Source organism: Pseudomonas sp. TH49, assembly GCF_016650625.1.
GTDB classification, from domain to species: Bacteria; Pseudomonadota; Gammaproteobacteria; order Pseudomonadales; family Pseudomonadaceae; genus Aquipseudomonas; species Aquipseudomonas fluorescens_H.
Genome location: NZ_JAEKFL010000001.1, coordinates 1,320,735 through 1,345,736 on the forward strand (window position 1 = coordinate 1,320,735; position 25,002 = coordinate 1,345,736).

Sequence of the window (25,002 nt, forward strand, 5' to 3'; positions counted from 1 at the left end):
CAGAACCGCCGGCAGACGGGGGCGTTCAGAAAAGAAAAAGGTTCAAGCGCGACGCCGGGCGTGGTGTTCCATGCGGTTTTGCAGGCGATACAGATAAGCGAAACCCTGCTCCCAGCGCTGATGCCCGGACTTGACGTTAATGTGCCCCGCCCCGGCAAGAATTCCCGCCTCGGCGCCCCAGTTGCGCGCCAGCTCAAGAGCGCGCGGAGCGCTGACGGCGGCGTCGTTGTCGGAACTGACCACCTGGCTCGGGAACGGCAACAGATCGGTCGGGATCGGCGCGAAATTGCGCAACGCAGGCGCGCAGGCCGGACGCTCGACATCGGCAGGTGCGACCAGCAACGCACCGCGCACCTGACGCAGGTATTGCACAGGCGCGGTAGCCGCCCAATGTGCAACGGTGATGCAACCCAGGCTGTGAGCAATCAGGATCACCGGCGTGCTGTCGGCAGCAATCGCTTCGGCCAGCGCCGCGACCCAGTCTTCACGGCGCGGCGTCAGCCAGTCGGCCTGCTCCACGCGTGCGCTGTTGGGCAGACTGTTCTGCCAGTGGGTTTGCCAATGATCTTCTGGCGATCCTTGCCAGCCCGGCACAATCAAATAGCGGATTGATTCGTTGCGCATGGGGAGCCCTCCTGCGTCGTGTCTGTTCCTGATCGAGTATAGGGACGGGATTTATATTCGTTAAGGAATAAGAAGCTATTTATTAAGACCCGAAAAGAATATTGGATGCAACCCTGTGGGAGCGGGCTTGCTCGCGAATGCATTCTTTCAGTCACAGATAAATTGACTGACCCAGCGCCTTCGCGAGCAAGCCCGCTCCCACAATGAATCGCTGGCGAGGCTTGTTTTGCGGGATAAAAAAAGGGCCGCACCCTGCCAAGGAGACGGCCCCGGAAAAACGTAAATCCTGTTACCGCGCGGTAATCACCGACAACTTGGTAATCCCTGCCCGCTCGATCGAGGCCATGGCCCGCGCCACTTCGCCGTAGTTCACCCCGTCGTCGGCCTGCAATTGCACGCGTACTTCCGGGTCCTTGGCCTTGGCCGACTTGAGGTTGAATTCCAGCAAGTCCGGCTGGATTTCATCCTTGTTGATAAACAGTTTGCCGGCGCCGTCGATGCTCACCACCAGCGGATCTTTCTGCTCGACCGGTGCTACCGCTTCGGTCTTCGGCAAGTTGATCGGGATCGCGTTGGTCAGCAGTGGCGCGGTGACGATAAACACCACCAGCAGCACCAGCATCACGTCCACCAGCGGCGTCACGTTGATCTCGCTCAGCACCTCGTCGCTGTCTTGCGTGGAGAAGGCCATATCAGGACGCCTCCTTCACTTTTGTTGCGTTGCCCGGTGCCGCTACCTTGTTTGCAGTCGGGTGGATCAGCACACGGAACGCACTCTTCTGCGCCAGGCTGTAGAAGTCGTGGGCGAAGTCATCCAGATCCGCCGCCGTCAATTTCAGACGCCGCAAAAAGTAGTTGTAAACCAGCACCGCCGGCACTGCGACCGCGATCCCCACTCCGGTGGCAACCAGTGCCGCACCGATCGGACCGGCAACTGTTTCCAGGCTCGCCGAGCCTGCCGCGCTGATGCCTTTGAGCGCTTCCATGATTCCCCACACCGTACCGAACAGACCAATGAACGGCGAGGTGCTGCCAATACTCGCGACCACTGCCAGACCGGTTTCCAGCGAACGCCGTTCGCGGACGATCTGCTGGCGCAAGGCACGCTCAAGGCGATCCTGATGGTTGATCGCCTGACTCAGGTCATTGGCCTGTGGCGCTTCGCCGACCTGGATCGCCGCATAACCGGCCTGTGCCACCCGAGCGGCAGCGCCGGGTTGGGTTTCGCTCAACTCGGCGGCGGAGTCGAGACTCGACGCCGCCCAGAAACGTTTATGAAACCTGCGATCCTGCGCCTTCAGACGACCGAACTGCACAGCCTTGAGCAGCGCCAGTCCCCAGGTGGCAACGGAAAAAACCACCAGCAGCCAGATCACCGCGCTTTCGATGGATTCCAGTGGAGAGGCCAGTAACGTCATGATGTATTCCCTCGTGTGTGGGAGCCGAGCTTGCTCGCGATGGCGGTTCCAGACACACCGCGAGAATAAAGTCAGCTGATTACCAATTAATGAATCTTGAAATCGATGGGCACGCTGACCCAGCCGTCCTGGGCGACATCACCCTGCTTGGCCGGCACAAAGCTCCACTGCTTGACCGCGCTTAGCGCCGCATCGTCGAGTTGCTGCCGACCGCTGCTTTTCTGAATCTGGATCTCACCGGGCTTGCCGTTGGCCAATACGTGCACCCTCAGCATCACCGTGCCTTCCCAGCCGCGACGCTGGGCCAGCGATGGATATTCCGGCGCCGGGTTCTTCAGGTACGCCGCGTTGGCCGAGGCCGGTGTCACTGGCGCGGGAGCCGGTGGCGCGGGCGGTGCCGGGGCCGCGACCGGAGCGGCCGGTTGTGGCGGCGCCGGAGGCTGCTCGAGCGCTTTGGGTGCCGGTTTCGGCACCGGTTTGGCCACGGGTTTCGGCTTGGGCTTGGGAATCGGTTTGGGTGGCGGCGGCTTCACCGCCAACTCGTCTTCAACCGGCGGCGGTGGCTCAACCACCGGTGCCGGTGGCGGCGGTTCGACCACCGGCGGCGCGGGTGGCGCCGGCCGCGAAAACTCGATGGTCATCGGCGGAATTTCCGGCGGCACGATCGGCAACGCCGGCGTCGGATGCTGGTTGATCCAGTAGATCACCGCGCCGTGCACCAGCAGCGCCAGCACGCCGAGCAGAATGGTTTCACGGCGGCTCAGAATGCCCTTCGGCGCACGCTGCAAACGCAGTTGCCCCAGCGGCACACGATGAGGCCGGCCGAGATCGACCAATTCGCCACTCGGTGCCTGGCGCCACGGCACCTCCTGTGCACTGGCGGCGGTCTGGACATTGCCCATTGATTCACTCCCTGCGGTCTCTTTGCGAAGTACCCGACGGGTCGCCGCAAACATCCCCCGGGCGACCGGTCGTTGGGTGAATCATTGGAGCAATTGCTTATCTCCGAAAGTAACTTTTCTTGATGTGCTTAGTCTTTTTAAGAATATAAATTTCTGCCGAATGTCGCGAAGCCGCGGCCGGCAAGGGCTAGCGTCCGGGCGCAGATTTACAATGCTTTTCAAGCATGAAAAATATTCGGCGAAGGCATGCGAAAACCGTTCAATCCAGGCTTTTTCACGGCTCTTGTCGGACAAATTCCAGGCCGGTCAGCGCGACATCCCCTGACAGGTCGGCCGCACTACCCATTGCACGCAGGCGTGCATAGGTCTGATCGGCGGAGAACATTACCCACGCTTGTCGCCTGCCATCGGTCATCTGCGTGCTGAAGGTGATCGCAATCGTGCCTGTTGAAAAGCCGTGCTTGAAATGAAAATTGCCAAACGCGAGCGGGTGGTCGATCCCGGACAGCGACAATGTGCCGGTGAAACTGCCGGTGCGGTCATCGCCCTCGGTCAGGGTCAACGTTGTCGCGGAAGGCTCGTGGCGATAAACGCCGTTGATCGTGGACATGTGCAGCATCCTTGCTTGGTTTATTTGAAGAGAGACAGCGGGCGCCGGCGGCGCCTCAGGCATTGCGCAGCAAGTCACCGGGCAACGTGCTGACCGCACCGTCGTAGGTGACGCGCACGCAGTGGCCGCGCAGCTCGTGGGTGCCACGGCTTGGCGAAAACAGGGTCAAGGCGAAGTAACCGTGATCCTGGTTAGCCGCCAGGAGCGAAACCACGGTGGGAGGCTGATAGCCGTTGAGGCTGGAATAACGACCGTTGACGATGCTGTAGTTGATGCCTTCGTGATGCAACGTGCCACCGAAGACGCCAGTGCGATCATCGGAATCGACAATGGTCAGAGAGGGACCATCAAGGGTATTGGAATAAAGCCCGTTTTGCATGTAAGCATCCTGATCGAGTGATGAAGTTCGCAGCGAGCTTAGAATCAAGCACAAGCAAACTCTGTCATCCAAAGGAAGTACGATAGACATGAAAACGACTTATTGAGTGTAAGAAAAAGCCGCCGAGCTTAAATAGCACGGCGGCTTTTTTGTGTCTCCAGATTACTGTTTGATAAATTCTCCAGCCAGCCCCACAACATCACCATCAAAGTTGGTACGCGAACCCACCGCACGAACTTTCGAATAGTTGTGATCCGGCGAGAACAGCGTCCAGGATTGATAACCGGTGCCGTCATTCAGAGCCGCGAAGGTGATGATCGTAGGCTGCCCGGTGCTGTTCTGGAAATGGTAATGCCCGTAAGCGATGTCGTAGTTCACGCCGTTCTGGCTGAACTTGCCGCTGAAGGTGCCGTTGGAGTCGTTGCCATCGGTAATCGTCAGTTTGGCGCCAGCGTTAGCGTTTACATAATTGCCATTAATGCTCGACATAACGAGATTTCCTTTATCGTTGGATAAGTGTCTTCCGATGAGAGCAAGTTTCCTCCTGGAAACTCACGACACTCAGGATGGTTGGCCATTCACTTATTGTCCACGCGACTTTTCAACGAAATTGCAATAAGCACTATTCATCTCCCACATAACTTATCGCCATTCATTCGAGCATTAATTCCATTTCAACTAACGACTGGCGCTGACTTGTTGCGCGGACGGTGTCGGGGCGACAACCGCAGTCTCGGAACGCGGGGTTCCGGCCGGCACCCAGTCATAACTCACCGGCAACGCCCGATAGACCCAGTTGCTGATCGCGTCACTACCCGGCGCTTTGCCCAGATACGGGCTGACGTATTCCCAGACGTTTTCACCGCTGGCCGTGATCTGGAAAAACCGTCCGTTCATACCTTCGTCGATCAGCGTATTACCGTTGGGCAAACGCCGCGCGCTGCTGATGAACGAACTGTAGAAGGCCCACCCCGGCTGCTTCGAATTCGCCGCGCTGTACTGCCAGACAATTTCATTTTTCAGCGGATCGATTTCCAGCACCCGCGAGCCGGAAATCAGCCCGAGGGTGACGTTCGGATACCCCGCCGAACCCTGGTTGTCGAACACCAGCAGGTTGCCCGCGCCGGGCAGCCCGGCCGGGATGATGTGCGCGTCGTGCTGGCCAACGAATTGATCGACCGGACGCGGCAGTTTCTGCGCGGTTTTCGGGTTGATCAGCGGCAGGTTCGGACCGAGGCGCCAGACCACTTTGCCGCTGTGCTTGTCGATGATCGCGATGAAGTTGGCGTTGCGCGAATCAAGCAACAGGTTGTCCGGGTTAAAGCGTTTGTCACCGGCATCGAACCACTTGTTCGGCCCGACCACGCTGAGGTTGTTGATGTGCAGGTAATCCGGGTTGTCGCTGGCGCGTACCAGCTTCAATTGCTCCGGGGTGAAACCGAATTCGTTCAGGTGTTCCGAGGCCAGCCACTGCCATTTCACCTGCCCGTCGGGGCTGACTTCATAGATCGCATCGTCGATCACCTCGGGTACTTTGAAGCCTTTGACCTGATGCACCTTGTTCGCCAGCACCACGGTGTTGCCGTTGCTCAGGCGCCGCTGGTCATGGTGTTGCTGCGCCGCGCCACCGGGCGCCTTGTCGCCCCATTGCCAGACGACTTTGCCGTTCCAGTCCAGCTCGCCGACGCTCTGATTGCCCAGGCCATTACCGGCGGAGCCGAGCTTGCCCGGATCCTTGTCGCTCAGTTGCAGCAGCACATGCCCGCGCTCGCCGCCGACCAGTTGCGGGTCGATGATCGCCGATGGGAAACCCGCCTGCGGCCAGGTTTTCACCTCGTTGCCGTTCATGTCGATCAGGTGCGTCTGCTTGTCGGCGCCACTGAAGATCACGTACTGGTTGAACGCCTTGTCCGGGTCATAACGGGTGACGCCGGTCGGGTACACGCTGGGGGCGGCGAGCGCCCCGGTGCCTGACACTGCGCCGGATAACAACAGCGCTAAAGCGGTTTTGCCTGGCAACATGATGCAGCTCCTTGAATGACAGATCAGAAGTCGTAGCGACCGGTAACGCCGAGGGTGCGCGGCGTACCGAGCAGGCCTTCATAACCGCCGTTGCCGCCGGTCCACAGGGTCGTGTAGTAGGTCTTGTCGAAGGCGTTTTTCAGCCACAGCGAAACGTCCCACTGGCCCTGATTGAAATCACCGCGCAGACCGGTGGACAGGTTGACCACCGCGTAGCTCGGGATCTGCCCGTAGTCGGAATCTTCGACCGTGCCCACCGCTTTCGAGCGGAACGCGTAGCTGGCGGTGACGTAGGGTTCGAAGCCGTTGGCCAGATTCCATTTGTATTCGCCGTTGGCGTTGCCGATCCATTTGGAAGCGCCGACCACCTGGTGCCCACTGAGATCGCAGGACGCCGGTGCGCCCGGGGCCTGGCTGATTTCCGGCGGGCATGGCGCATCTTTGTACGAGAGGTAGCTGACGTCGTTGTACGAGCCATTGAAGTTCAGCGTCAGGCCGCGCAACGGAATCACCGTGCTTTCGAATTCAACCCCGCGCGAGCGTACCGAGCCGGCGTTGGTCAGGTATTGCACGCGGTTGACGTCGTCGTAGGCGTTGGTCTGATAGGCGTTGACCTGGGTCCAGAACACGTTGGCGTTAAGCTGCAGACGCCGATCCCACAGGGTGCTCTTGAAGCCGAGTTCGGCGTTGTTGGCACGCTCGGTGCCGATCAACAACGAGTCGGCGCCAGCGGTTGGCGCCGAACCCACCGCGAGGTTCACGCCACCGGATTTTTCGCCGTGGGACAGCGTGGCGTAGCCGAGCAGATCATCGGTGATGCGGTAGCTGAGGTTGAGCAACCCGGAGGGGCTTGAGCTGTACTGGTTGAGATCGCCGGAATCGTAGGCGCCAGTGCGTCCGCGTCGTGCAGTGGCCGCGGCACCGGTCACCGCAGCGCCACCGACTGGTGCATCGCGAGTGACCCAGGCGGTTTTTTCTTCATAGGTGCCGCGCACTCCGGCGGTGAAATCCAGGCGCTCGGTCAGGTGCCAGGTGCCTTGAGCGAACAGGGCGAAACTGTCGGTCTTGATGTGGCCGTTACCGACACTGCCGACGTTGGCCAGTGCACCGCGTGGCGTGCCGTTCCAGATGTCGGCCTGCGGGCCGTAATAGGCGAAGGATTTGTTGTCCAGATCCGAGCCGAAGTAGTACGCGCCCACCACGTAATCGAAGAACTCGCCCTTGGGCGAGGCCAGGCGAAATTCCTGCGAGTACTGTTTGTCTTCGACCGAAACGCCAGCGTTGTAGGTCGCCGCGACGTTGAGACCGTCGTCGTTGGCCGGGGTGAAATTCCAGAAGCGGTAGGAGCTGATCGAGGTCAGGGTAAAATCGCTCGGCAGCGTCCAGTTGGCCTCCACCGACGTGCCGCCCTGATGCACGGTGACGTGCTGATCGTTGTCCAGATTGACCTTGCGGTGCGAGCCGTTGACCAACGTCGCACCGGCCGCATCGGCCCGCGACTGGTACAGGTTGACGCCATTGATGGTCGGCCCGGTGCTGTACAGCACGCGGGTGCCGGCGCTGGAGTCCTCTTCGTTGTAGTCGCCGATCCAGCGCAGGTTGAAGTCTTCGTTGGGCTTGAACAGCAACTGCGCGCGGAAGCCATCGCGCGAGCCACCGTTCAAATCATGGCCGTTGTATTCGTTCTTGATGTCGCCGTCGCTGCGGGTGCGATAGGCCGAAAAACGTCCGGCCAGCTCATCGTTGATCGGCCCGGAAATCGTGCCCTTGGTCTGGAAATAACCGTCCTCGCCGAACGAGGTTTCGATGCTGCGCTCAGGGGTGAATGTCGGCGCGCGGGTGCTGATGTTGATCACCCCGGCGGTGGTGTTCTTGCCGAACAGCGTGCCCTGCGGCCCACGCAGGACTTCGAGCTGTTCGATGTCCATCAGGTCGAACACCGCCATCCCCGGACGGCCCAGATACACGTTGTCGATGTACAGACCGACACTGCCCTCCAGACCGTCGCTGGCCGGGTTGTTGCCGAGGCCACGAATCGACACGCTGGACTGGCGCGCATGCATGTAGGCAACGTTGACGCTCGGCACCAGTTGCTGCAAATCCTGAATCCGGTAAACGCGCTGCGTCTCCAGAGTCTGGCCGCTGACCACGCTCATCGGTGTCGGCACGTCTTGCGAGCTTTCTTCGCGACGGCGGGTGGTGACGGTCACGGTCTCCAGCTGCGAGCTGTTGGCCGCAGGCTTGCCGGCGGTAGCTGGTGGCGGGGTGTCGGCGTCGGCGGCGTAGCTGTGAGTCCAGCTGGCACTCCCCGCCAGCAACAGGGCCAGAGGCAGGCGTTTGAGCCGTCGTGGCGTTAAGGGTGACGCAAGGTTCAACGGACTCATGGCGCGGCTCCTGGTCAAAAAACACACAGTCAACTTTTGCGCTGTATATTCTTTAAAGTTATTTATTTATGTTTTTACAAAGATTTACTGCATAAGAGATTGCCTTTATAAGGATTCGACCTAATGCATATCCAATGCATTTCCCGGATATTTTTTATGTGAAAAATGCATATCGACTTGCGCCAACTTCGACACTTCATCGCCCTCGCCGAACAACGCAGCTTCGTCGCGGGCGCGCAGGCGGTGAACCTGTCGCAGTCGGCCTTCAGCCGCAGCATTCAGGCGCTGGAACACAGCGTTGGCTGCCAGTTGGTCGATCGCGGACGCAAGGATCTGCCGCCGACCAAGCAGGGTCAGGTGTTGCTCGAACATGCGCGGCGACTGGTCAGCGGTGCGCAGCAGATGGCCAACGAGATCAGTCAGTTCAATGGTCTGGAAGCGGGCGAACTGCGCTTCGGTTGCGGCCCGGCGCCGGCAGCCGGATTGATTCCGCGCGCGATCGGCGCGTTCATCGGGCGCTACCCGAAAGCGCGGGTGCAATTTCAGGTCGATGACTGGCAGAGCCTGAGCAAACGCCTGCTCAGCGAAGAGTTCGAATTCTTCGTCGCCGACACCCGACACTTCGAAGCCGATCCGGATTACCTGACTTACCGCCTGCGGCCACGCAAATGGCATTTCTGCTGCCGTGCCGGGCATCCGTTGGCGGCGTTTGAACGGGTCTCGGCCGAGCAGCTGATGAGTTATCCACTGGCGGTGAGCATTCGTCCGCCGAACCTGCGCAAGGTCATCGTCGACCTCAGCGGCCGCCCGGACTTCACCCCCAATGTCGAATGCGAAAACAGCTCAAGCCTGCTCAGCGTGGTGCTGCGCTCGGATGCGATCGGGATTGTCGGGGCGTATTCCGATGCGCTGCATCAGGCCAAGGGTGAGCTGGTGTGTTTGCGGATCGACGGCCTGGCGGATGATCTGGAGGAGTTGTACACGCGCTACGGGATTGTCAGCCGTGCGGGGTATCGGTTGTCGCCGCTGGCCGAGGCGATGATTGAGCAGATCAAGGCGATTGATGCGGTGGATGATGAGGTGTGTTCGCTGGAGAATTTTGCCGTCTGAGCCACCCTCTTCGCGAGCAAGCCCGCTCCCACATTTGGAATACGTACTCCTGTGGGAGCGGGCTTGCTCGCGAAGGCGTCGCCACTCACACCGATGCATCCACTGCATAAAACCCATTCCCCAAATGCACTTGCCGAACACCCCCGCCGAAAGCGACAACCCTCGCCTGTCTTTCTGACCGGTGAACCCCATGTCCAACCCGCAAAACCCTGTGCGCAACGTGCTGTACATCATGTGCGATCAACTGCGCCGCGATTACCTGTCCTGCTATGGCCACCCGCATCTGCACACGCCGAACATCGATCGCCTGGCCGCCGCCGGCGTACGCTTCAGCCGTGCCTACACCCAGGGCACGATCTGCGGCCCGTCGCGGATGTCGGCCTACACCGGACGCTACGTCAGCAGCCATCAGGTCGCATGGAACGCCGTGCCGTTGCCGCTGGAAGAACTGACGATCGGTGATTACCTGCGCCCCCATGGCATTCGCACCGCGCTGGTCGGCAAGACCCACGCCACGGCCAATGTCGATGCCTTGCAGCGTCTGGCGATCAACCCGGACAGCGCGCAGGCCGAGGTGCTCAACGAGGTCGGTTTCGAACCGTACTTTCGCCACGACGGAATCTTCCCCGACGACCCGCTGTTCGACGACAAACGCGAGTCCGCGCCCTACACCCATTACCTGCGCGAGCAGGGTTTCGACGGGCGCAATCCCTGGCACGACTGGGCCAACGCCGCCGAAGGCGAGAACGGCGAAATCCTCAGCGGCTGGCAGATGCGTCATGCGCATTTGCCAGCGCGAATTCCCGAGCAGTTCTCAGAGACTGTCTACACTACTAATCGAGCCATCGACTTCATCACCGAGCAAGGTGATAAATCCTGGTGTTTACACCTCTCCTACATCAAACCGCACTGGCCCTACATCGTACCGGCGCCATACCACGCCTTGTACAGTACGAAATCGATTCTCGAAGCGGTCCGCGCGACGCCCTCCGAAGCCAGCAAACACCCCGTATACACGGCGTTTCGTCAACATGAGGAAAGCCTAAACTTCTCCCGTGATTCAGTACGATTGAATGTAATCCCTACCTACATGGGCCTGATCAAGCAGGTGGATGATCAACTCGGGCGGCTGTTCGATTTTCTGCAGAGCAACGGCAGGTGGGATGACACGCTGATCGTGTTCACCAGCGATCACGGCGACTTTCTCGGCGACCACTGGCTGGGCGAGAAGGAGTTTTTGCTGGAGCAAGCGGTGGGCGTGCCATTGATCGTGCGCGACCCGCGCGCGGCGGCGGATATCACCCGGGGTACGGTGGATGAGCGGCTGGCGGAAACCATTGATGCGTTGCCGACGTTTCTCCAGGCCCTGGGCCTGCCGGGGGCCGAGCATCGCCTGGAAGGACGCTCGCTGATCCCGCTGCTGCACGGCGAAAATCCCGACTGGCGCCGCTACGCGATCAGCGAATACGACTACGCCTTTCAGGCCCCGGCGCGCGAGCGACTTGGCCAGCCGATCGACCGCTGTCGCATGACCATGGTGCGCAGCGAGCGCTGGAAATACCTGGCGTACGACGGGTTCCGGCCGCAGTTGTTTGATCTGCTGAATGATCCGCAGGAGTTGCGCGATCTGGGTGAGGACCCGGCATACGCGGCGGTGCGCGAAGAGCATGCGGGGTATCTGTTCGAATGGGTGCGCGGCTTGAAGCGGCGGACGACCATCAGCCATCAGGAGATCGATCTGCGCGGGCAGCGGTTTCGCTATGGCGAGCCTGAGACCGAGAAAGTCGTGCAGATTGGCGTTTGGTGAAAGAGCTTCGCGAGCAAGCCCGCTCCCACAGGGTTCTGTGTCGTTCACATCCACTGTGTTCAACACATTTCCACTGTGGGAGCGGGCTTGCTCGCGAAGAGGCCCGATCAGACGCCGACGAGCTCGGCACCTTTGATGGTTTGACTACGCTGCCCTGAAACCCCAACCGGAACTTCCCCCTTGAGCGTCACCCGCCGCACGATGCGATCCTGGGTGCCGTAATCATCAATCGCATAATGCTGGGTCGAACGGTTATCCCAGATCGCCACGTCACCGGCCTTCCAGCGCCAGCGCACGGTGTTTTCCTGACGAATCACATGGCTCTGCAACAGGCCAAACAAGTGCGCCGAATCGGCCTGCGAATACCCCTTGATGCGTTTGACGAAGTGCCCCAGCAGCAAGCTTTTCTCGCCGCTGATCGGGTGTACGCGCACCACCGGGTGTTCGGTCTCGTAGACGGTCGAGGTGAAGATCTTGCGATAGCGCTCAAGCTTCTCCGGCGACACGTCCGGCTTGGCCCCGGCGTAGTCGTATTCGTTGCTGTGTACGGCGACCAGCTTGTCCGCAAGCTCGCGCAGTTCGCTCGGCAGTTCGTTGTAGGCGGTCGCGGTGTTGGCCCACAGGGTGTCGCCACCGAAGGCCGGCGCCACCACCGAGCGCAGGATCGAGGCTTTCGGGTAGACGTCGACGAAAGTCACGTCGGTGTGCCAGGAGTTGGCGCGCTGGCCTTCGGCCCCGTCAAGCTCCAGCAGATAACGCGTGCCCTCACGCACCGGTACGGTCGGATGCGCCACGGGCTCACCGAGCAGATGGGCGAAGGCTTCCTGGCGCTGATCGTCGAGCTGGGTCTGCTCGCGGAAGAACACCACCTTGTACTGGATCAGCGCCTGCTGAATGGCTTCGACCGTGACGGCGTCCAGTTCACCGGACAGGTGCACGCCACGAATCTCGGCGCCGATACGGCCGGCCACCGGGTGGATTTCCAGCGCGTGGACAGCGGGTTTTACAGCGAGTGCGGCATTGCTCATGGGTAGACCCTCATCGACTGCTTGCGGTTGGCGGCAGCGAAACATCGCTCTATCTATATTCCATTTACATCTAATAGATATTCACATGCTTCGTTGACGGAATAAGAGCTTGCATTTAAAACCTCAAGCAACCCTCGTCGCAAATGCCTTCGAGCTATTTTTAGGATGCCGGAAAAGCATATGGATCTTCGCCAGTTGCGCTACTTCATCGCCCTCAACGAACACCGCAGTTTTGTCCGCGCGGCAGACGCGATGGGCATCACTCAACCGGCGTTCAGCCGCAGCATTCAAGGGCTGGAGCAAGAGTTCGGCTGTGTGCTGGTGGATCGCGGCAACAAGGATCTGCGCCCGACGCCCGAAGGCCAGGTAGTGCTGCAACACGCCCTGACCCTGGTGCAAGGCGCGGCGCTGCTCAGCGCCGAAGTGACGCAGATGACCAAGCTCGATGCCGGTGAACTGCACTTCGGCTGCGGCCCGGCCCCGGCGGTGAAACTGGTGCCGGATGCGGTGGCGCAATTCATCAACGCGCACCCGAAAGTGCGCACCTGTTTTCAGGTGGATAACTGGGAAAAACTCAGCCGTGCGCTGAGCCGTGAAGAGATCGAATTCTTCATCGCCGACATCCGCCACTTCGAAGCCGATCCGAACTTCCAGACTCAGGCCCTGACGCCCAAGCGCGGGGTGTTTTTCTGCCGGCCCGGACATCCGCTGCTGGCCAAGGAAAGCCTGTCGACCAACGACATGTTCGACTACCCGCTGGCGACCACGCTGATTCCGCCGGGAATTCGCAAACTGCTGGCGAACCTCAGCGGCCGGATCGATTTTTCCCCGACCATCGAGACCGAGCACTTCCCGGCGCTGGTGAAAGTGGTGCTGCAATCGAATGCCATCGGCATCGGTACGGAAGAAGCGTTTTACGAGGACATTGCCCAGGGTTCACTGGCGCTGCTGCACTGGCGCAACCTGCCGCAGAATCTGGAGAGCATGAACGCGCGCTGCGGGATTGTCAGCCGTACCGGGTTTCGCTTGTCGCCGGCAGCGCGGGCGATGATCGAGACGCTGGTGGCGGTGGACAAGCAGGAAGTCAGCGTCGCGGTTTGAGCACGCCTTCGCGAGCAAGCCCGCTCCCACAGGGGACCGTTGTGAATACACAATCTGTGTTCACTGAAGATCCCTGTGGGAGCGGGCTTGCTCGCGAAGAGGCCCGTCCAGACGCCGCAAATTCAGAGCTTGGCCGCCGCCAGTTCAGGCGCCACCCAATCGCTGACCTTGAACGGCTTGCGAATCAGCTTCTGCTGCGCCGCCAGATCCACCGAGTCCTGCAATTTTCCGAGGAATACCGGGTCCAGCGTCGACGGAAACACTTCGCTGAGTTTCTGATCCTGCAGGTCCTGGGTCAGGATCACCGGTGGATAACTTGCCAGCCCCGACACCAGCTGCACGTAGGCATCCTTGTTGCTGTCCTCGGTCAGCCAATCCACCGCCTGCTGCTGCGCCTTGAGCAGTTTCGCCACGACCTCCGGATGCCCGTCGACAAACTTGCCGGCCCCCACCAGCACCGATTGCACGCTACCGGCACCCCCCAGGTCCTTGGTGTTGAGCGGCAATTCGGCCAGCCCCTTGCTCTGCAAAGCGGCCAGACCGGAGCTGCCCCACGACGCATCAATCTGCTTGGCCGCCAGCGCGGCGGTAGCCCCGCTGAAGTCGAGATTGATCACCTTCAGATCCTTCTCGCTCAAGCCTTGACTGGCCAGCGCCGCATCAAACGACAACTGGGTGGCGGTGCCACGGAAGATCGCCACGCGCTTGCCTTTCAGATCCTGCAGGGTCTTGATCCCGGAACCCGGCACCACGCCCAGATATTGCTTCACCCCACGCGCACTGGCGCTGAGCAAACGTGTGTCGAGGCCATTGGATTTGCCGATGATCGCCGCGAGATCGCCCAGATACGCCAGATCGACCTGACCGTTGGCAAACGCCTCGTTGATCACCGGCCCGGCGCCCTTGAAGAAGCTCCATTGAATCTTGATGCCCTGATCGGCGAAGGCTTTTTCGAAGATCTGCCGATCACGCAGCACGTCCACCACACCGCCGCCGCTGTGCTGGGTGCCGGCGCTCAGGTCGGGCACGGCGATCCTGATTTCCTTGAGCTCGTCGGCCTGCGCGGTAAACGCCAGCAGGCCCGCCAGTGCCGGGATGGCAAACAGACTGAAGACTCGTTTGAAGGGAAGGTTCATGGGTGCGGCTCCTTGATCACGACGGGCGTTGAGGAGCCGAAAGTAGGCCGAAGCATGACCTTCGCTTAAATACTAAAAATGCACATTTCTATAGCTTTTGACGCTAAGCAAGCAATGACGCGGATTGCAGCGGCGTATGCATTAACAGCATCGAAAATATTCTTCGAATGCATTGGATGCGCGTCGGGCTGCAGGCCTTAAATGATCTGGCTTATCTCTCAATAGAATTGATTTGAATTTTTATAGATCGAATTTGCATACACCGCTAGCCAATTGTGGGAGCGGGCTTGCTCGCGAAGGGGGCGCGTCATTCGCCATCACCGGCGCCTGACACTGCGCCTTCGTGAGCAAGCCCACTCCCACAAAGCCAAGCGGTTCGCCATGCAACCCGACAACGGAGGTCACCCATGGCCCGTGATTCCTTGCTCAGTCTGCCACTGCCGGCGCCGCCACTGAAAAGTCGGCGCGCGTGGCCGAGCCTCAACCAACGTCTGTTGCCATGGCTGCTGCCGATCAGCCTGTTCGCGCTGTGGTGGCTGGCCGCGCGCAATCAATGGATGAGCGAGCAGATCCTGCCGGCGCCATCGCTGGTGTGGAACAGCGCCATCGAGCTGTCCCAGGGCGAGCTGTGGAGTCATTTGTGGATCAGCCTGCAACGCCTGCTCTGGGGCTTGCTGGCAGGGATCTCTGCGGGCGCAGTGCTGGGTGCTGCTCTGGGCTTCAGCCGGCGTCTCGAACGCCTGGTTTTCCCCACGTTCGCCGGTCTGGCACAAGTGCCGACGCTGGCTTGGATTCCGCTGTTCATGGTGTTTTTCGGCATCGGCGAAGTGCTGAAACTGGTGGTGCTGATCAAGGCCATCGTGGTTCCGGTGACCCTGCACACCTTGGTCGGCGTTCGTGATGCGCAACCGAAACTACGCGAAGCCGCGGCCGTATTACGCCTGCCGTCTTACCTGCTGATCCGGCGCCTGGTGCTGCCCGCTGCACTGCCGGCGTTCATGGCCGGCGTGCGTCTGGCCCTGGCTGCTGGCTGGACTTCATTGCTGGCGGTGGAGCTATTGGCATCCAGCGAAGGTATCGGCTACCTGATGGTCTGGGCACGGCAACTGTTCATGCTTGACATCGTGTTCGTGTGCATCGTGGTCATCGGTGTGCTCGGTGTAGCGATGGATCGCGGCATCGGTTTTCTCGACCGCAAACTGGTGCACTGGCCGCACCCGGCGACTGCGGAAATCCGCCGTGGCCCGCGCTATGAAGGCTGGCAGCGGCTGCAACCGTGGCTGTTGCCACTGGGCCTGATTGGCGTCTGGCAAGTGGCGAGCGATCAGCAGTGGGTCGATGCGAACATCCTGGTCAGCCCGCTGGCGGTGCTGGACACGACCAGGAACGGTCTGCTCGACGGCACGCTGATCAGCGGCATGGCCTTGAGCCTCGGTCGTACCCTTGGCGGGTTGCTGCTGGGCGGCGGACTTGGTTTCGCCCTCGGCTTGCTGTTGGGGCTTTCACGTACCAGCGAACGGCTGCTCGGCCCGACCCTCGCCGCCATCCGCCAGATCGCGATTTTTGCCTGGGTGCCGCTGCTCACCGCGTGGTTCGGCTTGGGTGAATTGGCGAAGTGGGTGTTCGTCGCCCTCGCCGCGTTTTTCCCGCTGTTCATCGCCACCCAGCGCAGCGTCGCCAACCTCTCGCCACAACTCAACGAGGCCGCGCAGGTGTTGCGTTTGAGCCTCGGTCAGCGCCTGCGCCGACTGGTGCTGCCGGGTGCGGCGCCGGGGATTTTCGCAGGGCTGCGCCTGAGCCTGATCTACGCCTGGCTCGGCACCATCGGCGCCGAATATTTCATGCCATCCAACGGCGGCATCGGCAGCCAGATGATCGGCGCTCAACAACTGCTGCGCATGGACCTGATCATGGCCGGGATGCTGCTGGTCGGCCTCACCGGCGCCCTGCTCAACCTCATCGGCCAACGCCTGGAAATTCGCGCCACTCGCTGGAGACACGCATGAACGCACCGATTGTCAGCTTCACCCACGTAGGCAAATCCTTCGATGTCGACGGTTTCGAACTGGAGGCGATTCGCGAATTCAACCTCGACATCGCCGAGGGCGAGTTCGTCGCCATCGTCGGCTCCAGCGGCTGCGGCAAATCCACCTTGCTGCGCTTGCTGGTGGGTCTGGATACGCAGTTTCGCGGGCAGATCAGCGTCGATGGCAAAGCCGTCAGCGGCATCGGCGGCGAGCGTGGCATCGTGTTTCAGGAGCACCGTTTGTTCCCGTGGCTGACGGTGGCCGACAACATCGGCCTCGGCTTGGTCAACGAGCCGCTGAGCACCGCCGAAAAGCAGCAGCGCATCAACGATTTCATCGATCTGGTCGGCCTGCGCGATTTCACCCGCGCCTATCCGCACCAGCTCTCCGGCGGCATGGCCCAGCGCGTGGCGATTGCTCGCGGGCTGGTCGCCAGCCCACGGATCCTGTTGCTCGACGAACCGTTCGGCGCCCTTGATGCACTGACCCGTCAGCAAATGCAGGACGAGCTGCTGGCGATCCGTGACCGGGCAAAAATCACCACGATCCTCGTCACCCACGACGTCGAAGAAGCGATCTTTCTTGCCGACCGCGTGGTGGTGATGGAGCCGCGTCCGGGGCGGATCAAGCAAGTGGTCGATATCGCCCTGCCGCACCCGCGTCAGCGCAGCAGTTTCGACTTCCATCAGTTGCGTGAAGAGCTGCTGCACGAACTGACCAGTGACGACCATTACCAACCGAGCCTGCCGGTACAGATCCGCGATCTGCCGCTGTCGTTCATTGCCTGCTGAGAGGAGCTTTTCGATGCCGCAACGCCCCAACTTTCTGGTGATTCTGGCCGACGATCTCGGCTTCTCCGACATCGGCGCGTTCGGTGGCGAAATCGCCACGCCGAACCTCGATGCCCTGGCCAATAACGGCCTGCGCCTGACCGATTTCCACACCGCACCGACCTGCTCGCCAACCCGTTCGATGTTGCTGACCGGCACCGACCACCACATCGCCGGCATCGGCACCATGGCCGAAGCGCTGACCCCGGAGCTGATCGGCAAACCGGGTTACGAAGGCTATCTCAACGACCGCGTTGTGGCCCTGCCCGAGCTGCTGCGCGAGGCCGGTTACCAGACGTTGATGAGCGGCAAATGGCACCTCGGCCTGACCGCTGAACTGGCGCCGCAGGCCCGCGGTTTCGAGCGTTCGTTCTCGCTGCTGCCGGGTGCGGCCAACCACTATGGTTTCGAGCCGACTTACGACGAACACACACCCGGACTGCTGAAATCGACGCCAGCGCTGTATATCGAAGACGACACCTTTGTCGACGCATTGCCCAAGGATTTCTACTCGTCGGATGCCTTCGGCGACAAGCTGCTGCAGTACCTCAAGGAGCGCGATCAGAGCCGGCCATTCTTCGCCTACCTGCCCTTCTCCGCACCGCACTGGCCGTTGCAGGCACCGGCCGAGGTGGTCGAAAAATACCGTGGCCGCTACGACGCCGGTCCTGAAGTCTTGCGCCTCGAACGCCTGGAAAAACTCAAGGCGCTGGGGCTGATCGAGCCGGATGTCGAGCCACATCCGCTGATTCAACTGAATGCGCAATGGGACGCGCTGAGTGATGAGCAACGGCAGATTTCCGCGCGGGCCATGGAGGTCTACGCGGCCATGGTCGAGCGCATGGACTGGAACATCGGTCGGGTGGTCGATTACCTGCGCCAGCAGGGCCAACTCGATAACACCTTCATCCTGTTCATGTCCGACAACGGTGCCGAGGGCGCACTGCTGGAGGCGTTTCCCAAGTTCGGCCCGGAACTGCTGACCTACCTCAATCAGCATTACGACAACAGCCTCGACAACATCGGCCGCGCCAATTCCTACGTCTGGTACGGGCCGAGCTGGGCGCAGGTGGCGACCGCACCGTCTCGGTTGTTCAAGGCGTTCACCACCGAGGGTGGGATTCGCGTACCGGCGCTGCTGCACTATCCGCAATTGCCGATCAAAGGGCAGATCAGCCACGGTTTCGGCACGGTGATGGACGTCACCCCGACCATTCTCGATCTGGCCGGCGTGCGCCATCCGGGCAAGCAATGGCACGGCAAACCGGTGGCGCCGCTGCGCGGTAAATCGTGGCTGGGCTTTTTGTCCGGCGAGACGGCGCAAGTGCACGACGAGCACACCGTCACCGGTTGGGAATTGTTTGGCCGCCGGGCGATTCGCCAAGGGTCGTGGAAAGCGGTGTGGATCCCCGGGCCGGTGGGGCCGGCGACCTGGCAGCTTTATGATCTGAGCAGCGATCCGGGAGAGATTCATGATCTGGCGGCGCATCAGCCGGACAAGCTCAACAGCTTGATCGGGCACTGGCAGCAGTATGTGGAGGAGACGGGTGTGATTCTCAGTGCTTCGCCGTTTCAGCCGGATTGAGGTTGCCTGATCCGGTGCCTTCGCGAGCAAGCCCGTTCCCACAGTTGAAATGCGTTCCCCTGTGGGAGCGGGCTTGCTCGCGAAGAGGCCCGCAAATTCACCATCAAGCCTGAGCCGTACGCGCCTCCTCCGCTACCACTTCATCCCGACGAACAAACCGGTTCGCCCGCCAAAACGTGCCGAAATCATTGAACCGAACGCCCATCTCACGCATCACCTTGTGCGCCACCGGCACGGTCATCTGCCGGATGTAAAACGGTTCCTTCACCACAAAATGGTGAATCCCGTGGCTGCTGCCAAAGTTGAAGCAGAACGCCTGCAACGGCCACAACCACCACGGATTCAACACCTGGCATTGCTGCAGCACATTGCCCGCCTCGATGTCGCCGTAGTAATGCATGTTCGAGCTGATGAAGTGCAGGCAAAAGGTGCGCAGCACGTTGGGGCCGATGATCACCACCGCCGCGATGTCGATCACCTGCATCACCGACAGCGTGGTTACCGACCATTCAATCGGCGAGCCCATAAGGTAGGCGATGCCATTCGCCGCATGAAAACCGAGGAACACGTACCACGCGCCCCAATGCACCAGCGCCAGCGGCGCGTAGACCTTCAGGCTGCGTTTGATGATGCTGAATTTGTGCGCCCAGGTCTTGGCTCGCAGCATGCGGATGAACGCCGACATCACGTTATCGCCGACCATCAGCAAGCGCGCAAAACCCCATGGCTCGCCGTTGGTGATCGCCCGCTCCTCCATGTCGGTTTCGGTGCCGGAGACCTTGTGGTGATTGAGGTGCAGATGGCGGCGGATCCACGGGTTGATCGTGCTCGGCCGCGCCAGCCACACCAGGCCCATCATCAGGTTGTGCGGCACCCGTTGTTTGCGGAAATACATGCTGTGGATCAGGTCGTGTTCCAGCTCATGGGTCAAGGAGGCGAAAAACGCATTCAGCAGCAGGCACACCCACCACGCCATGTGGCCGGTGATGTACAGCACTGCCGAACCGATCATCCCGGCCAGGGCGAAGGCCAGAATGCCGGCGCCGAGGGCATCCTGATGCTGCAGAATCGGGTAGCGCTCACGCAGTTCGACACCCTTGGCCAGCACCACTTCGCGAATATGCGCTGATCGCTGGGCAGCATTGTGTCGCGGGGGACTTGCAGAAGTACGGTCCATGCTTCCATCCTCTGGTTATTGATGTTCGCATCCTGCCTTGCGAAAGCTTTATTGATGATAGCCGTGAACGCCAACCTGTTGACCGGAAGCGCCAATCAGCATGAAGGAACCGACCTCTCTCGCCAGCTGGACCCGTGCCTTGCGCAAGCAACTCGATGCGCTGGGGCTGGACAGTCTCGGCCTGTGCCAGCAGGCCGGGCTCGACCCGCAGTTGATGGACGACCCGAACGCACGTTATCCGTTGTCCGGCACCACACGCCTTTGGCAACTGGCGGTGCAGTTCAGCGGGGATCCGGCGATCGGCCTGCGGGTGTCGCGCTTCGTCAGCCCGACCACGTTCCATGCGCTCGGTTACGCGCTGGTGGCCAGCGGCAGCCTGCGTGAGGTATTCGAGCGCATCGTGCGTTATCACCCGGTGGTCAGCGATGCGCTGGAACTGGAACTGAGCCGCAGCGATGACCGTTACCTGTTCCGTCTGAAAATTCCGTCAGGCAATCCGGCGCCGGCCTTCGAAGCCATCGACGCGTTTGCCGCGATCTACGTGCGCACCTGCCGCAATCGCCTGGGGCGCGATTACGCGCCGCTGGCGGTGTACCTGCGCCGCCCGGAACCGTCCGATGCACATCAGTGGCACAAGGTGTTCCGCGCCCCGGTGCATTTCTCCTGCGCCGAAGATCGCCTGGAATTCGCCCTCGCTGACTTCGACAGCCACCTCGACGACGCCAACCCGGAACTGGCCGAACACAACGAAGCGGTGCTCAAGCGCACCCTGGCCCAGCTCAAACCGCTGACCTGGGAGCGTAAGGTGCGCGATGCCATCGAGGAACAACTGCCCGAAGGCGAACCCAGCGCCGAACGCATTGCACAGGCCTTGCACCTGAGCCTGCGCAGCCTGCAACGGCACTTGGCGGATGAAGGCTGTCGCTTCGACACGCTGCTCAACGAGAGCCGCGAAAACCTCGCGCTGCTGCACCTGCGCGATCCGCATTGTTCGTTGAGTGAAGTCAGCTACCTGCTGGGGTTTGCCGACACCAGCAGCTTCAGCCGCGCGTTCAAGCGCTGGACCGGGATGACGCCGGGGCAGTTTCGCGATCAGCTGCGCTGAGCGTCAGCCCTTGATCAAGCTGCGTTGCAGGCCGGATGTCCACTGTTCGATCATCGCCTCGCCTACTTCGGCAAACTCGGGATGCTGGCGGCTGTGTCTGGCCATTTCCTCGATTGCCATCTGCATGCCATGAGCCACTTGTTGCAATAATTCGTTGCAACGCGCCTCGGTCAGGTTGCATGCCGTGCGACCGAACCGCACCAACATCTTGTACTTGGGCCAGGCTTTCGAACCGCCCAGCAGCAGCGCCATGCTGTCGCTCTTGATATAAACCGACGTTGTGATGATGTCGTAAGCCGGCGCGAGCCTGACGGATAACTGCTCTGCACAATCTTCGTAAAGCACGCCAAAATTCTTCAGATGCGCATCACCGTTTTTCAGCCCCGCAGACAACGCGACAATCTTGAAAAACGCTTCCAGGGCAGAGCCCAGCAACTGCGGCGAAACGAATGCCTTGATCTGCCGCGCGGCACCTTCATAGGAACCGTCGTATTTGGCCTTCGACGGCCACCCGTTCAGTACACAGAAGTCTTCGAAACCGAGGTACCCCGAGTCGCTCAGGTCAAAACGCTCGACCACCAGAAATTTGCCGCGCTCGCTGAGCTCGAATTTTGGCACTTCGAGACCGCAGTGCTGCGCCGCCCGCATACAGAAATATTCATTGGTTGCCAGCTGCGGATACTCTTCGGCGCGAAAGGCCTTGACCAGATGAGTCGCCCCCCGATGAGTCAGGCGATCAATCGCGGCGGCGCTGTCGCGCACCAGCACTTTGGGCTGCACGCCTGACACTCCGGAATACTGACCGTAGGTCTGTAACAGATCTTCGAACAAGCCTTGAGCACCATCGTGCACCAGCAGATCGCGAAGGGATGTTGCGGGAGGCTGCTCGGTCGCCGGTGCGCAGGCAATTGCCAGACGGCCGAGCTGATGGGGCCCGACGATAGCCAACAAAGCAAAATCATCGAAGCCACGCACTGCTTTACTGAAGCGCCGCATCAACTCCTCACGCAGCGCGCCTTCGGGCAAGTTCATCTCGAAGACGGGGTGGATGCCATGTTCCCAGCCATAGCTGTCCAGGCGAGTGGGCATCGTCAGCGATACAGCATTGTCTGCGCTGGCATCTTCACGGTAACTGAACACACTGTCGTCGCGAACCTGCCCGCGCCCCAGCGTCCCGACCACCTGTTCACCCACACGGATTTGCAACCTGTCCGGCGTTTCAGTCATGGAAATTCACTTTTTGCAGAGCGTCGAGGGTTGGGCGATTTGACTTCCGGGGAACGGCAATCAGCTCGTAACCGAAGCCATTAAGAATTGCTTCAACCTTGCGCAGCCCGATTTCGGAGACCGTATTGTTTTCGATCCCCGAGATAGTGGCGCGGCTCATGCCATATTGTTGAGCCAGTGCCTGCTGTGAAAGTTTGCGCGCCTTGCGCAAGCTTCTGATCAGTTCGCCGATCTGTTCCATTTACGCATAACCTGCACTATTTACGATGCATTCATAAAAAAAAAAGCAATATGCATCGTATGCGATACACAGATAGACAAACTCTAGCGGAGTTTCAGAAGACTTGCACGGCGCATCATGGGCTCAGAACAAAACCCAGCTCAAACACAGTCCCAGTGACATCACTGCTCACCCGCACCCGCCCGCCATGCAGTTGCATGATCGACTGCACAATCGCCAGCCCCAGCCCACCCGAATCCCCAGGCTGCGCCCGTGAAGGGTCGACGCGATAGAAGCGGTCGAACAGTTTGCCCAGATGTTCTGGCGCGATCACCGGACCGTGGTTGTGTACCTGCAACCAGCACACGCCCGGTTCATCGCGGCGGCGCAGGCTGATCAGCGTGCCTTCATCGGCGTGGCGCACCGCGTTGGCCAGCAGATTACCGAGGGCGCGCTGCAGCAGTTGCTGGTCGGCCAACAGTTCGCCGTGCAGCTGGTTTTCCAGGTGCAACTGGCGATCATCGGCCAGGGCTTCGAAGTAATCGCACAGCTCGCTGCCGACGCTGTGCAGATCCAGCACTTGCAAGTCGAGCGCGCGCTCTGCCTGTTCGGCGCGAGCAAGGAACATCAGGTTCTCGGCCATGCGCTTGAGGCGTTCGAACTCTTCCATGTTCGAGGCCAGCAGCTCCTGATACTCCGCCGTGCTGCGCGGGTGGTTCAGCGCCTGGCCGTTGCTGGCGAGCAAGGTGTGCAACGGGGTGCGGATCTCGTGGGCCAGATCGGCGGAAAACTGCGACAGCCGCTGCACGCTGTCGTCCAGCCGCGCGAGCATGCCGTTGAGCGCCTGCACCGGTTCGAGCAGTTCGGCGGGGGTGCCGCTGGCGGGCAGACGTTGGTCGAGGCTGCGCAGATCAATCCCGCGCACCGCCGCGCTCAACTGGCGCAACGGTTGCAGACCACGGCGCAGCAGCACCAGGCCCAGCGCGAACGCCAGCAACGCGCCCAGCCCGACGGCCAGATACAAGCGCAAGCGATAACTGGCGAGCATCTGTTCACGTTCAGTGAGCACCTTGCCGGCGATCACCGTCAGCGGTTCGCCGTTCGGCCCTTGGGCGTCACCGGACAACAGCGCCAACTCGGCGCCGTCCGGCGCTTGCCAGGTCAGCACATCGCGACGCTGCGGCGTTTGCTCGCGCGCGATTGCGTTCAATGGCGGTAGCTCGCGCTGGCGCGGGTTGATCGCGATCACGTTCGAGCCATCGGCCCGCCGCACCAGCAACAGGCTGTCGAGGTTACCGAGCATGTTCTGGTACAGCCGTGGCCGCGCCTGCAAGGCACCGAGGCTGTCGCTGTCGGCGAGCAAGGCGCGCACCTGCTCCAGTCGACCGAGCAACGCGAGGTCGTCGCGGTAGGCGATTTCCGAGGCCAGCGAGCGGTAGAGAAACACGCCAATCACGCTCAACACCAAAGCGCAAACAATCGCGAACGCCAGCGCCAGGCGCCAGGCGATCGACTTAGAGCGCATCGTCCGGCGCTTCCAGTTGATAGCCGACGCCGCGCACGGTGTGGATCAGTTTCGGCATGTACGGGTCATCGACCTTGGCCCGCAAACGCCGCACCGCGACTTCGACCATGTTGGTGTCGCTGTCGAAATTCAGGTTCCACACCTGCGAGGCGATCAGCGTGCGCGACAACACTTCGCCCTGGCGGCTGGCGAGCAGTTGCAGCAGGGCGAACTCCTTGTTGGTCAGGGCAATGCGCTGACCGCCGCGACTGACCCGACGCCGTAGCACGTCGATTTCCAGATCGGCGATGCTGTAGGACTCGGCCTCGCGCAGCGGCCCGCGCCGCAATAACGTGCGCACCCGCGCGAGCAATTCGGCGAAGGCGAAGGGTTTGAGCAGGTAATCGTCGGCGCCCAATTCGAGGCCGCGCACGCGGTCTTCGATGGCGTCCTTGGCGGTCAGGAACAACACCGGGGTGGCGCCGCGCTGGCGGATCAGTTGCAGCAGCTGCCAGCCATTGAGGCCCGGCAGCATCACGTCGAGGATGATCAGGTCATATTCCTGCTGCTCGATGAAATAGCGCCCATCGAGACCATTGAGCGCCACGTCCACGGCAAAACCCGACTCGCCCAGGCCCTTGGCCAGGAAATTCGCGGTTTTGGCTTCATCTTCTACAACCAGCAAACGCATGGCACACCTCAATTGATCAGGCACACAGGCTAGGCGCCTTCGGCCCGATTGCCCATTACAAACTTGTAATCCGACTGACGGGGTTCTGACGAAGAGCGGCGGCTAAGGTGATGTC

The 25,002-nt window shown here is 60.9% G+C and carries 23 protein-coding genes; 7 read left to right on the top strand and 16 right to left on the bottom strand.

Going from position 1 to position 25,002, the window contains the following annotated elements; genetic code table 11:
- Positions 1-42 precede the first annotated feature (42 nt).
- The 9 genes from JFU48_RS06035 to JFU48_RS06075 form a co-directional block, all read right to left on the bottom strand.
- Positions 43-624 carry an alpha/beta hydrolase gene (locus JFU48_RS06035; RefSeq protein WP_003220572.1) on the bottom strand — a complete coding sequence of 194 codons (582 nt, stop codon included), beginning with the start codon at positions 622-624 and terminating at the stop codon, positions 43-45.
- A gap of 289 nt (positions 625-913) precedes the next feature.
- On the bottom strand, positions 914-1,315 hold the full coding sequence (locus tag JFU48_RS06040; RefSeq protein ID WP_003220570.1) for an ExbD/TolR family protein: 402 nt from the start codon (positions 1,313-1,315) through the stop codon (positions 914-916).
- Position 1,316: 1 nt separating this feature from the next.
- On the bottom strand, positions 1,317-2,042 hold the full coding sequence (locus JFU48_RS06045) for a MotA/TolQ/ExbB proton channel family protein (protein WP_103520459.1): 726 nt from the start codon (positions 2,040-2,042) through the stop codon (positions 1,317-1,319).
- A gap of 86 nt (positions 2,043-2,128) precedes the next feature.
- Positions 2,129-2,944, bottom strand: a complete 816-nt coding sequence (locus tag JFU48_RS06050; protein ID WP_201136078.1) for an energy transducer TonB — start codon at positions 2,942-2,944, stop codon at positions 2,129-2,131.
- Between the two features lie 274 nt (positions 2,945-3,218).
- Positions 3,219-3,554: a hypothetical protein gene (locus JFU48_RS06055; RefSeq protein WP_003220559.1), complete on the bottom strand. Its 336-nt coding sequence runs from the start codon at positions 3,552-3,554 to the stop codon at positions 3,219-3,221.
- Between the two features lie 55 nt (positions 3,555-3,609).
- Positions 3,610-3,933, bottom strand: coding sequence for a hypothetical protein (locus tag JFU48_RS06060; protein WP_201136079.1), 324 nt, complete (start codon positions 3,931-3,933; stop codon positions 3,610-3,612).
- 162 nt (positions 3,934-4,095) lie between these two features.
- Positions 4,096-4,422: a hypothetical protein gene (locus JFU48_RS06065; protein WP_003220553.1), complete on the bottom strand. Its 327-nt coding sequence runs from the start codon at positions 4,420-4,422 to the stop codon at positions 4,096-4,098.
- A 189-nt stretch (positions 4,423-4,611) separates the two neighbouring features.
- Positions 4,612-5,955, bottom strand: a complete 1,344-nt coding sequence (locus tag JFU48_RS06070; RefSeq protein WP_201136080.1) for an aryl-sulfate sulfotransferase — start codon at positions 5,953-5,955, stop codon at positions 4,612-4,614.
- Positions 5,956-5,978: 23 nt separating this feature from the next.
- Entirely contained in the window at positions 5,979-8,339 is a 2,361-nt protein-coding gene (locus JFU48_RS06075; RefSeq protein WP_201136081.1) for a TonB-dependent receptor, read from the bottom strand.
- A gap of 165 nt (positions 8,340-8,504) precedes the next feature.
- Here JFU48_RS06075 and JFU48_RS06080 point away from each other — a divergent pair, with 165 nt between their 5' ends.
- Together JFU48_RS06080 and JFU48_RS06085 are read left to right on the top strand one after the other, a co-directional pair.
- A complete protein-coding gene (locus JFU48_RS06080; RefSeq protein WP_201136082.1) occupies positions 8,505-9,449 on the top strand; it encodes a LysR family transcriptional regulator in 945 nt (314 codons plus the stop codon).
- Between the two features lie 190 nt (positions 9,450-9,639).
- Positions 9,640-11,256, top strand: a complete 1,617-nt coding sequence (locus JFU48_RS06085) for an alkaline phosphatase family protein (protein ID WP_201136083.1) — start codon at positions 9,640-9,642, stop codon at positions 11,254-11,256.
- A gap of 107 nt (positions 11,257-11,363) precedes the next feature.
- Here JFU48_RS06085 and JFU48_RS06090 read toward each other — a convergent pair whose 3' ends face one another.
- On the bottom strand, positions 11,364-12,284 hold the full coding sequence (locus JFU48_RS06090) for a TauD/TfdA dioxygenase family protein (RefSeq protein WP_201136084.1): 921 nt from the start codon (positions 12,282-12,284) through the stop codon (positions 11,364-11,366).
- Positions 12,285-12,464: 180 nt separating this feature from the next.
- Here JFU48_RS06090 and JFU48_RS06095 point away from each other — a divergent pair, with 180 nt between their 5' ends.
- The gene (locus tag JFU48_RS06095) at positions 12,465-13,385 is read left to right on the top strand and encodes a LysR family transcriptional regulator (protein WP_045122247.1); all 921 of its coding nucleotides are present in this window, start codon (positions 12,465-12,467) and stop codon (positions 13,383-13,385) included.
- Between the two features lie 122 nt (positions 13,386-13,507).
- Here the strand turns inward: JFU48_RS06095 and JFU48_RS06100 are convergent, their stop codons facing one another.
- On the bottom strand, positions 13,508-14,521 hold the full coding sequence (locus tag JFU48_RS06100) for an ABC transporter substrate-binding protein (RefSeq protein ID WP_201136085.1): 1,014 nt from the start codon (positions 14,519-14,521) through the stop codon (positions 13,508-13,510).
- A gap of 407 nt (positions 14,522-14,928) precedes the next feature.
- Here JFU48_RS06100 and JFU48_RS06105 point away from each other — a divergent pair, with 407 nt between their 5' ends.
- Genes JFU48_RS06105 through JFU48_RS06115 form a run of 3 tightly spaced genes read left to right on the top strand, consistent with a single transcriptional unit; the run spans position 14,929 to position 18,963 of the window.
- A complete protein-coding gene (locus JFU48_RS06105) occupies positions 14,929-16,527 on the top strand; it encodes an ABC transporter permease (RefSeq protein ID WP_003220540.1) in 1,599 nt (532 codons plus the stop codon).
- Positions 16,524-17,339, top strand: a complete 816-nt coding sequence (locus JFU48_RS06110) for an ABC transporter ATP-binding protein (RefSeq protein ID WP_027611158.1) — start codon at positions 16,524-16,526, stop codon at positions 17,337-17,339. Before JFU48_RS06105 ends, JFU48_RS06110 begins: the two co-directional genes overlap by 4 nt.
- A 13-nt stretch (positions 17,340-17,352) precedes the next feature.
- Positions 17,353-18,963, top strand: coding sequence for an arylsulfatase (locus JFU48_RS06115; protein WP_201136086.1), 1,611 nt, complete (start codon positions 17,353-17,355; stop codon positions 18,961-18,963).
- A gap of 103 nt (positions 18,964-19,066) precedes the next feature.
- Here the strand turns inward: JFU48_RS06115 and JFU48_RS06120 are convergent, their stop codons facing one another.
- On the bottom strand, positions 19,067-20,140 hold the full coding sequence (locus JFU48_RS06120) for a fatty acid desaturase (protein WP_201136087.1): 1,074 nt from the start codon (positions 20,138-20,140) through the stop codon (positions 19,067-19,069).
- Between the two features lie 100 nt (positions 20,141-20,240).
- On the opposite strand from JFU48_RS06120, the gene JFU48_RS06125 reads away from it, so the two are divergent.
- Entirely contained in the window at positions 20,241-21,245 is a 1,005-nt protein-coding gene (locus JFU48_RS06125; protein WP_003220532.1) for an AraC family transcriptional regulator, read from the top strand.
- A gap of 3 nt (positions 21,246-21,248) precedes the next feature.
- Here JFU48_RS06125 and JFU48_RS06130 read toward each other — a convergent pair whose 3' ends face one another.
- The 4 genes from JFU48_RS06130 to JFU48_RS06145 all read right to left on the bottom strand — a co-directional run bounded on the left by JFU48_RS06130 (position 21,249) and on the right by JFU48_RS06145 (position 24,887).
- Entirely contained in the window at positions 21,249-22,472 is a 1,224-nt protein-coding gene (locus JFU48_RS06130) for a type II toxin-antitoxin system HipA family toxin (RefSeq protein WP_201136088.1), read from the bottom strand.
- Entirely contained in the window at positions 22,465-22,713 is a 249-nt protein-coding gene (locus JFU48_RS06135) for a helix-turn-helix domain-containing protein (RefSeq protein WP_003220528.1), read from the bottom strand. The genes JFU48_RS06130 and JFU48_RS06135 overlap by 8 nt, the downstream gene beginning before the upstream one ends.
- 115 nt (positions 22,714-22,828) lie before the next feature.
- Positions 22,829-24,217, bottom strand: a complete 1,389-nt coding sequence (locus JFU48_RS06140) for a heavy metal sensor histidine kinase (protein WP_201136089.1) — start codon at positions 24,215-24,217, stop codon at positions 22,829-22,831.
- Positions 24,207-24,887, bottom strand: coding sequence for a heavy metal response regulator transcription factor (locus tag JFU48_RS06145; RefSeq protein ID WP_003220524.1), 681 nt, complete (start codon positions 24,885-24,887; stop codon positions 24,207-24,209). Before JFU48_RS06145 ends, JFU48_RS06140 begins: the two co-directional genes overlap by 11 nt.
- Between the last annotated feature and the right edge of the window lie 115 nt (positions 24,888-25,002).

What these genes read in the sequence shown, in the direction of transcription:
- JFU48_RS06035 (WP_003220572.1), bottom strand. Translation starts at nt 624, where the DNA reads ATGCGCAACGAATCAATCCGCTATTTGATTGTGCCGGGCTGGCAAGGA.
- JFU48_RS06040 (WP_003220570.1), bottom strand. Translation starts at nt 1,315, where the DNA reads ATGGCCTTCTCCACGCAAGACAGCGACGAGGTGCTGAGCGAGATCAAC.
- JFU48_RS06045 (WP_103520459.1), bottom strand. Translation starts at nt 2,042, where the DNA reads ATGACGTTACTGGCCTCTCCACTGGAATCCATCGAAAGCGCGGTGATC.
- JFU48_RS06050 (WP_201136078.1), bottom strand. Translation starts at nt 2,944, where the DNA reads ATGGGCAATGTCCAGACCGCCGCCAGTGCACAGGAGGTGCCGTGGCGC.
- JFU48_RS06055 (WP_003220559.1), bottom strand. Translation starts at nt 3,554, where the DNA reads ATGTCCACGATCAACGGCGTTTATCGCCACGAGCCTTCCGCGACAACG.
- JFU48_RS06060 (WP_201136079.1), bottom strand. Translation starts at nt 3,933, where the DNA reads ATGCAAAACGGGCTTTATTCCAATACCCTTGATGGTCCCTCTCTGACC.
- JFU48_RS06065 (WP_003220553.1), bottom strand. Translation starts at nt 4,422, where the DNA reads ATGTCGAGCATTAATGGCAATTATGTAAACGCTAACGCTGGCGCCAAA.
- JFU48_RS06070 (WP_201136080.1), bottom strand. Translation starts at nt 5,955, where the DNA reads ATGTTGCCAGGCAAAACCGCTTTAGCGCTGTTGTTATCCGGCGCAGTG.
- JFU48_RS06075 (WP_201136081.1), bottom strand. Translation starts at nt 8,339, where the DNA reads ATGAGTCCGTTGAACCTTGCGTCACCCTTAACGCCACGACGGCTCAAA.
- JFU48_RS06080 (WP_201136082.1), top strand. Translation starts at nt 8,505, where the DNA reads ATGCATATCGACTTGCGCCAACTTCGACACTTCATCGCCCTCGCCGAA.
- JFU48_RS06085 (WP_201136083.1), top strand. Translation starts at nt 9,640, where the DNA reads ATGTCCAACCCGCAAAACCCTGTGCGCAACGTGCTGTACATCATGTGC.
- JFU48_RS06090 (WP_201136084.1), bottom strand. Translation starts at nt 12,284, where the DNA reads ATGAGCAATGCCGCACTCGCTGTAAAACCCGCTGTCCACGCGCTGGAA.
- JFU48_RS06095 (WP_045122247.1), top strand. Translation starts at nt 12,465, where the DNA reads ATGGATCTTCGCCAGTTGCGCTACTTCATCGCCCTCAACGAACACCGC.
- JFU48_RS06100 (WP_201136085.1), bottom strand. Translation starts at nt 14,521, where the DNA reads ATGAACCTTCCCTTCAAACGAGTCTTCAGTCTGTTTGCCATCCCGGCA.
- JFU48_RS06105 (WP_003220540.1), top strand. Translation starts at nt 14,929, where the DNA reads ATGGCCCGTGATTCCTTGCTCAGTCTGCCACTGCCGGCGCCGCCACTG.
- JFU48_RS06110 (WP_027611158.1), top strand. Translation starts at nt 16,524, where the DNA reads ATGAACGCACCGATTGTCAGCTTCACCCACGTAGGCAAATCCTTCGAT.
- JFU48_RS06115 (WP_201136086.1), top strand. Translation starts at nt 17,353, where the DNA reads ATGCCGCAACGCCCCAACTTTCTGGTGATTCTGGCCGACGATCTCGGC.
- JFU48_RS06120 (WP_201136087.1), bottom strand. Translation starts at nt 20,140, where the DNA reads ATGGACCGTACTTCTGCAAGTCCCCCGCGACACAATGCTGCCCAGCGA.
- JFU48_RS06125 (WP_003220532.1), top strand. Translation starts at nt 20,241, where the DNA reads ATGAAGGAACCGACCTCTCTCGCCAGCTGGACCCGTGCCTTGCGCAAG.
- JFU48_RS06130 (WP_201136088.1), bottom strand. Translation starts at nt 22,472, where the DNA reads ATGACTGAAACGCCGGACAGGTTGCAAATCCGTGTGGGTGAACAGGTG.
- JFU48_RS06135 (WP_003220528.1), bottom strand. Translation starts at nt 22,713, where the DNA reads ATGGAACAGATCGGCGAACTGATCAGAAGCTTGCGCAAGGCGCGCAAA.
- JFU48_RS06140 (WP_201136089.1), bottom strand. Translation starts at nt 24,217, where the DNA reads ATGCGCTCTAAGTCGATCGCCTGGCGCCTGGCGCTGGCGTTCGCGATT.
- JFU48_RS06145 (WP_003220524.1), bottom strand. Translation starts at nt 24,887, where the DNA reads ATGCGTTTGCTGGTTGTAGAAGATGAAGCCAAAACCGCGAATTTCCTG.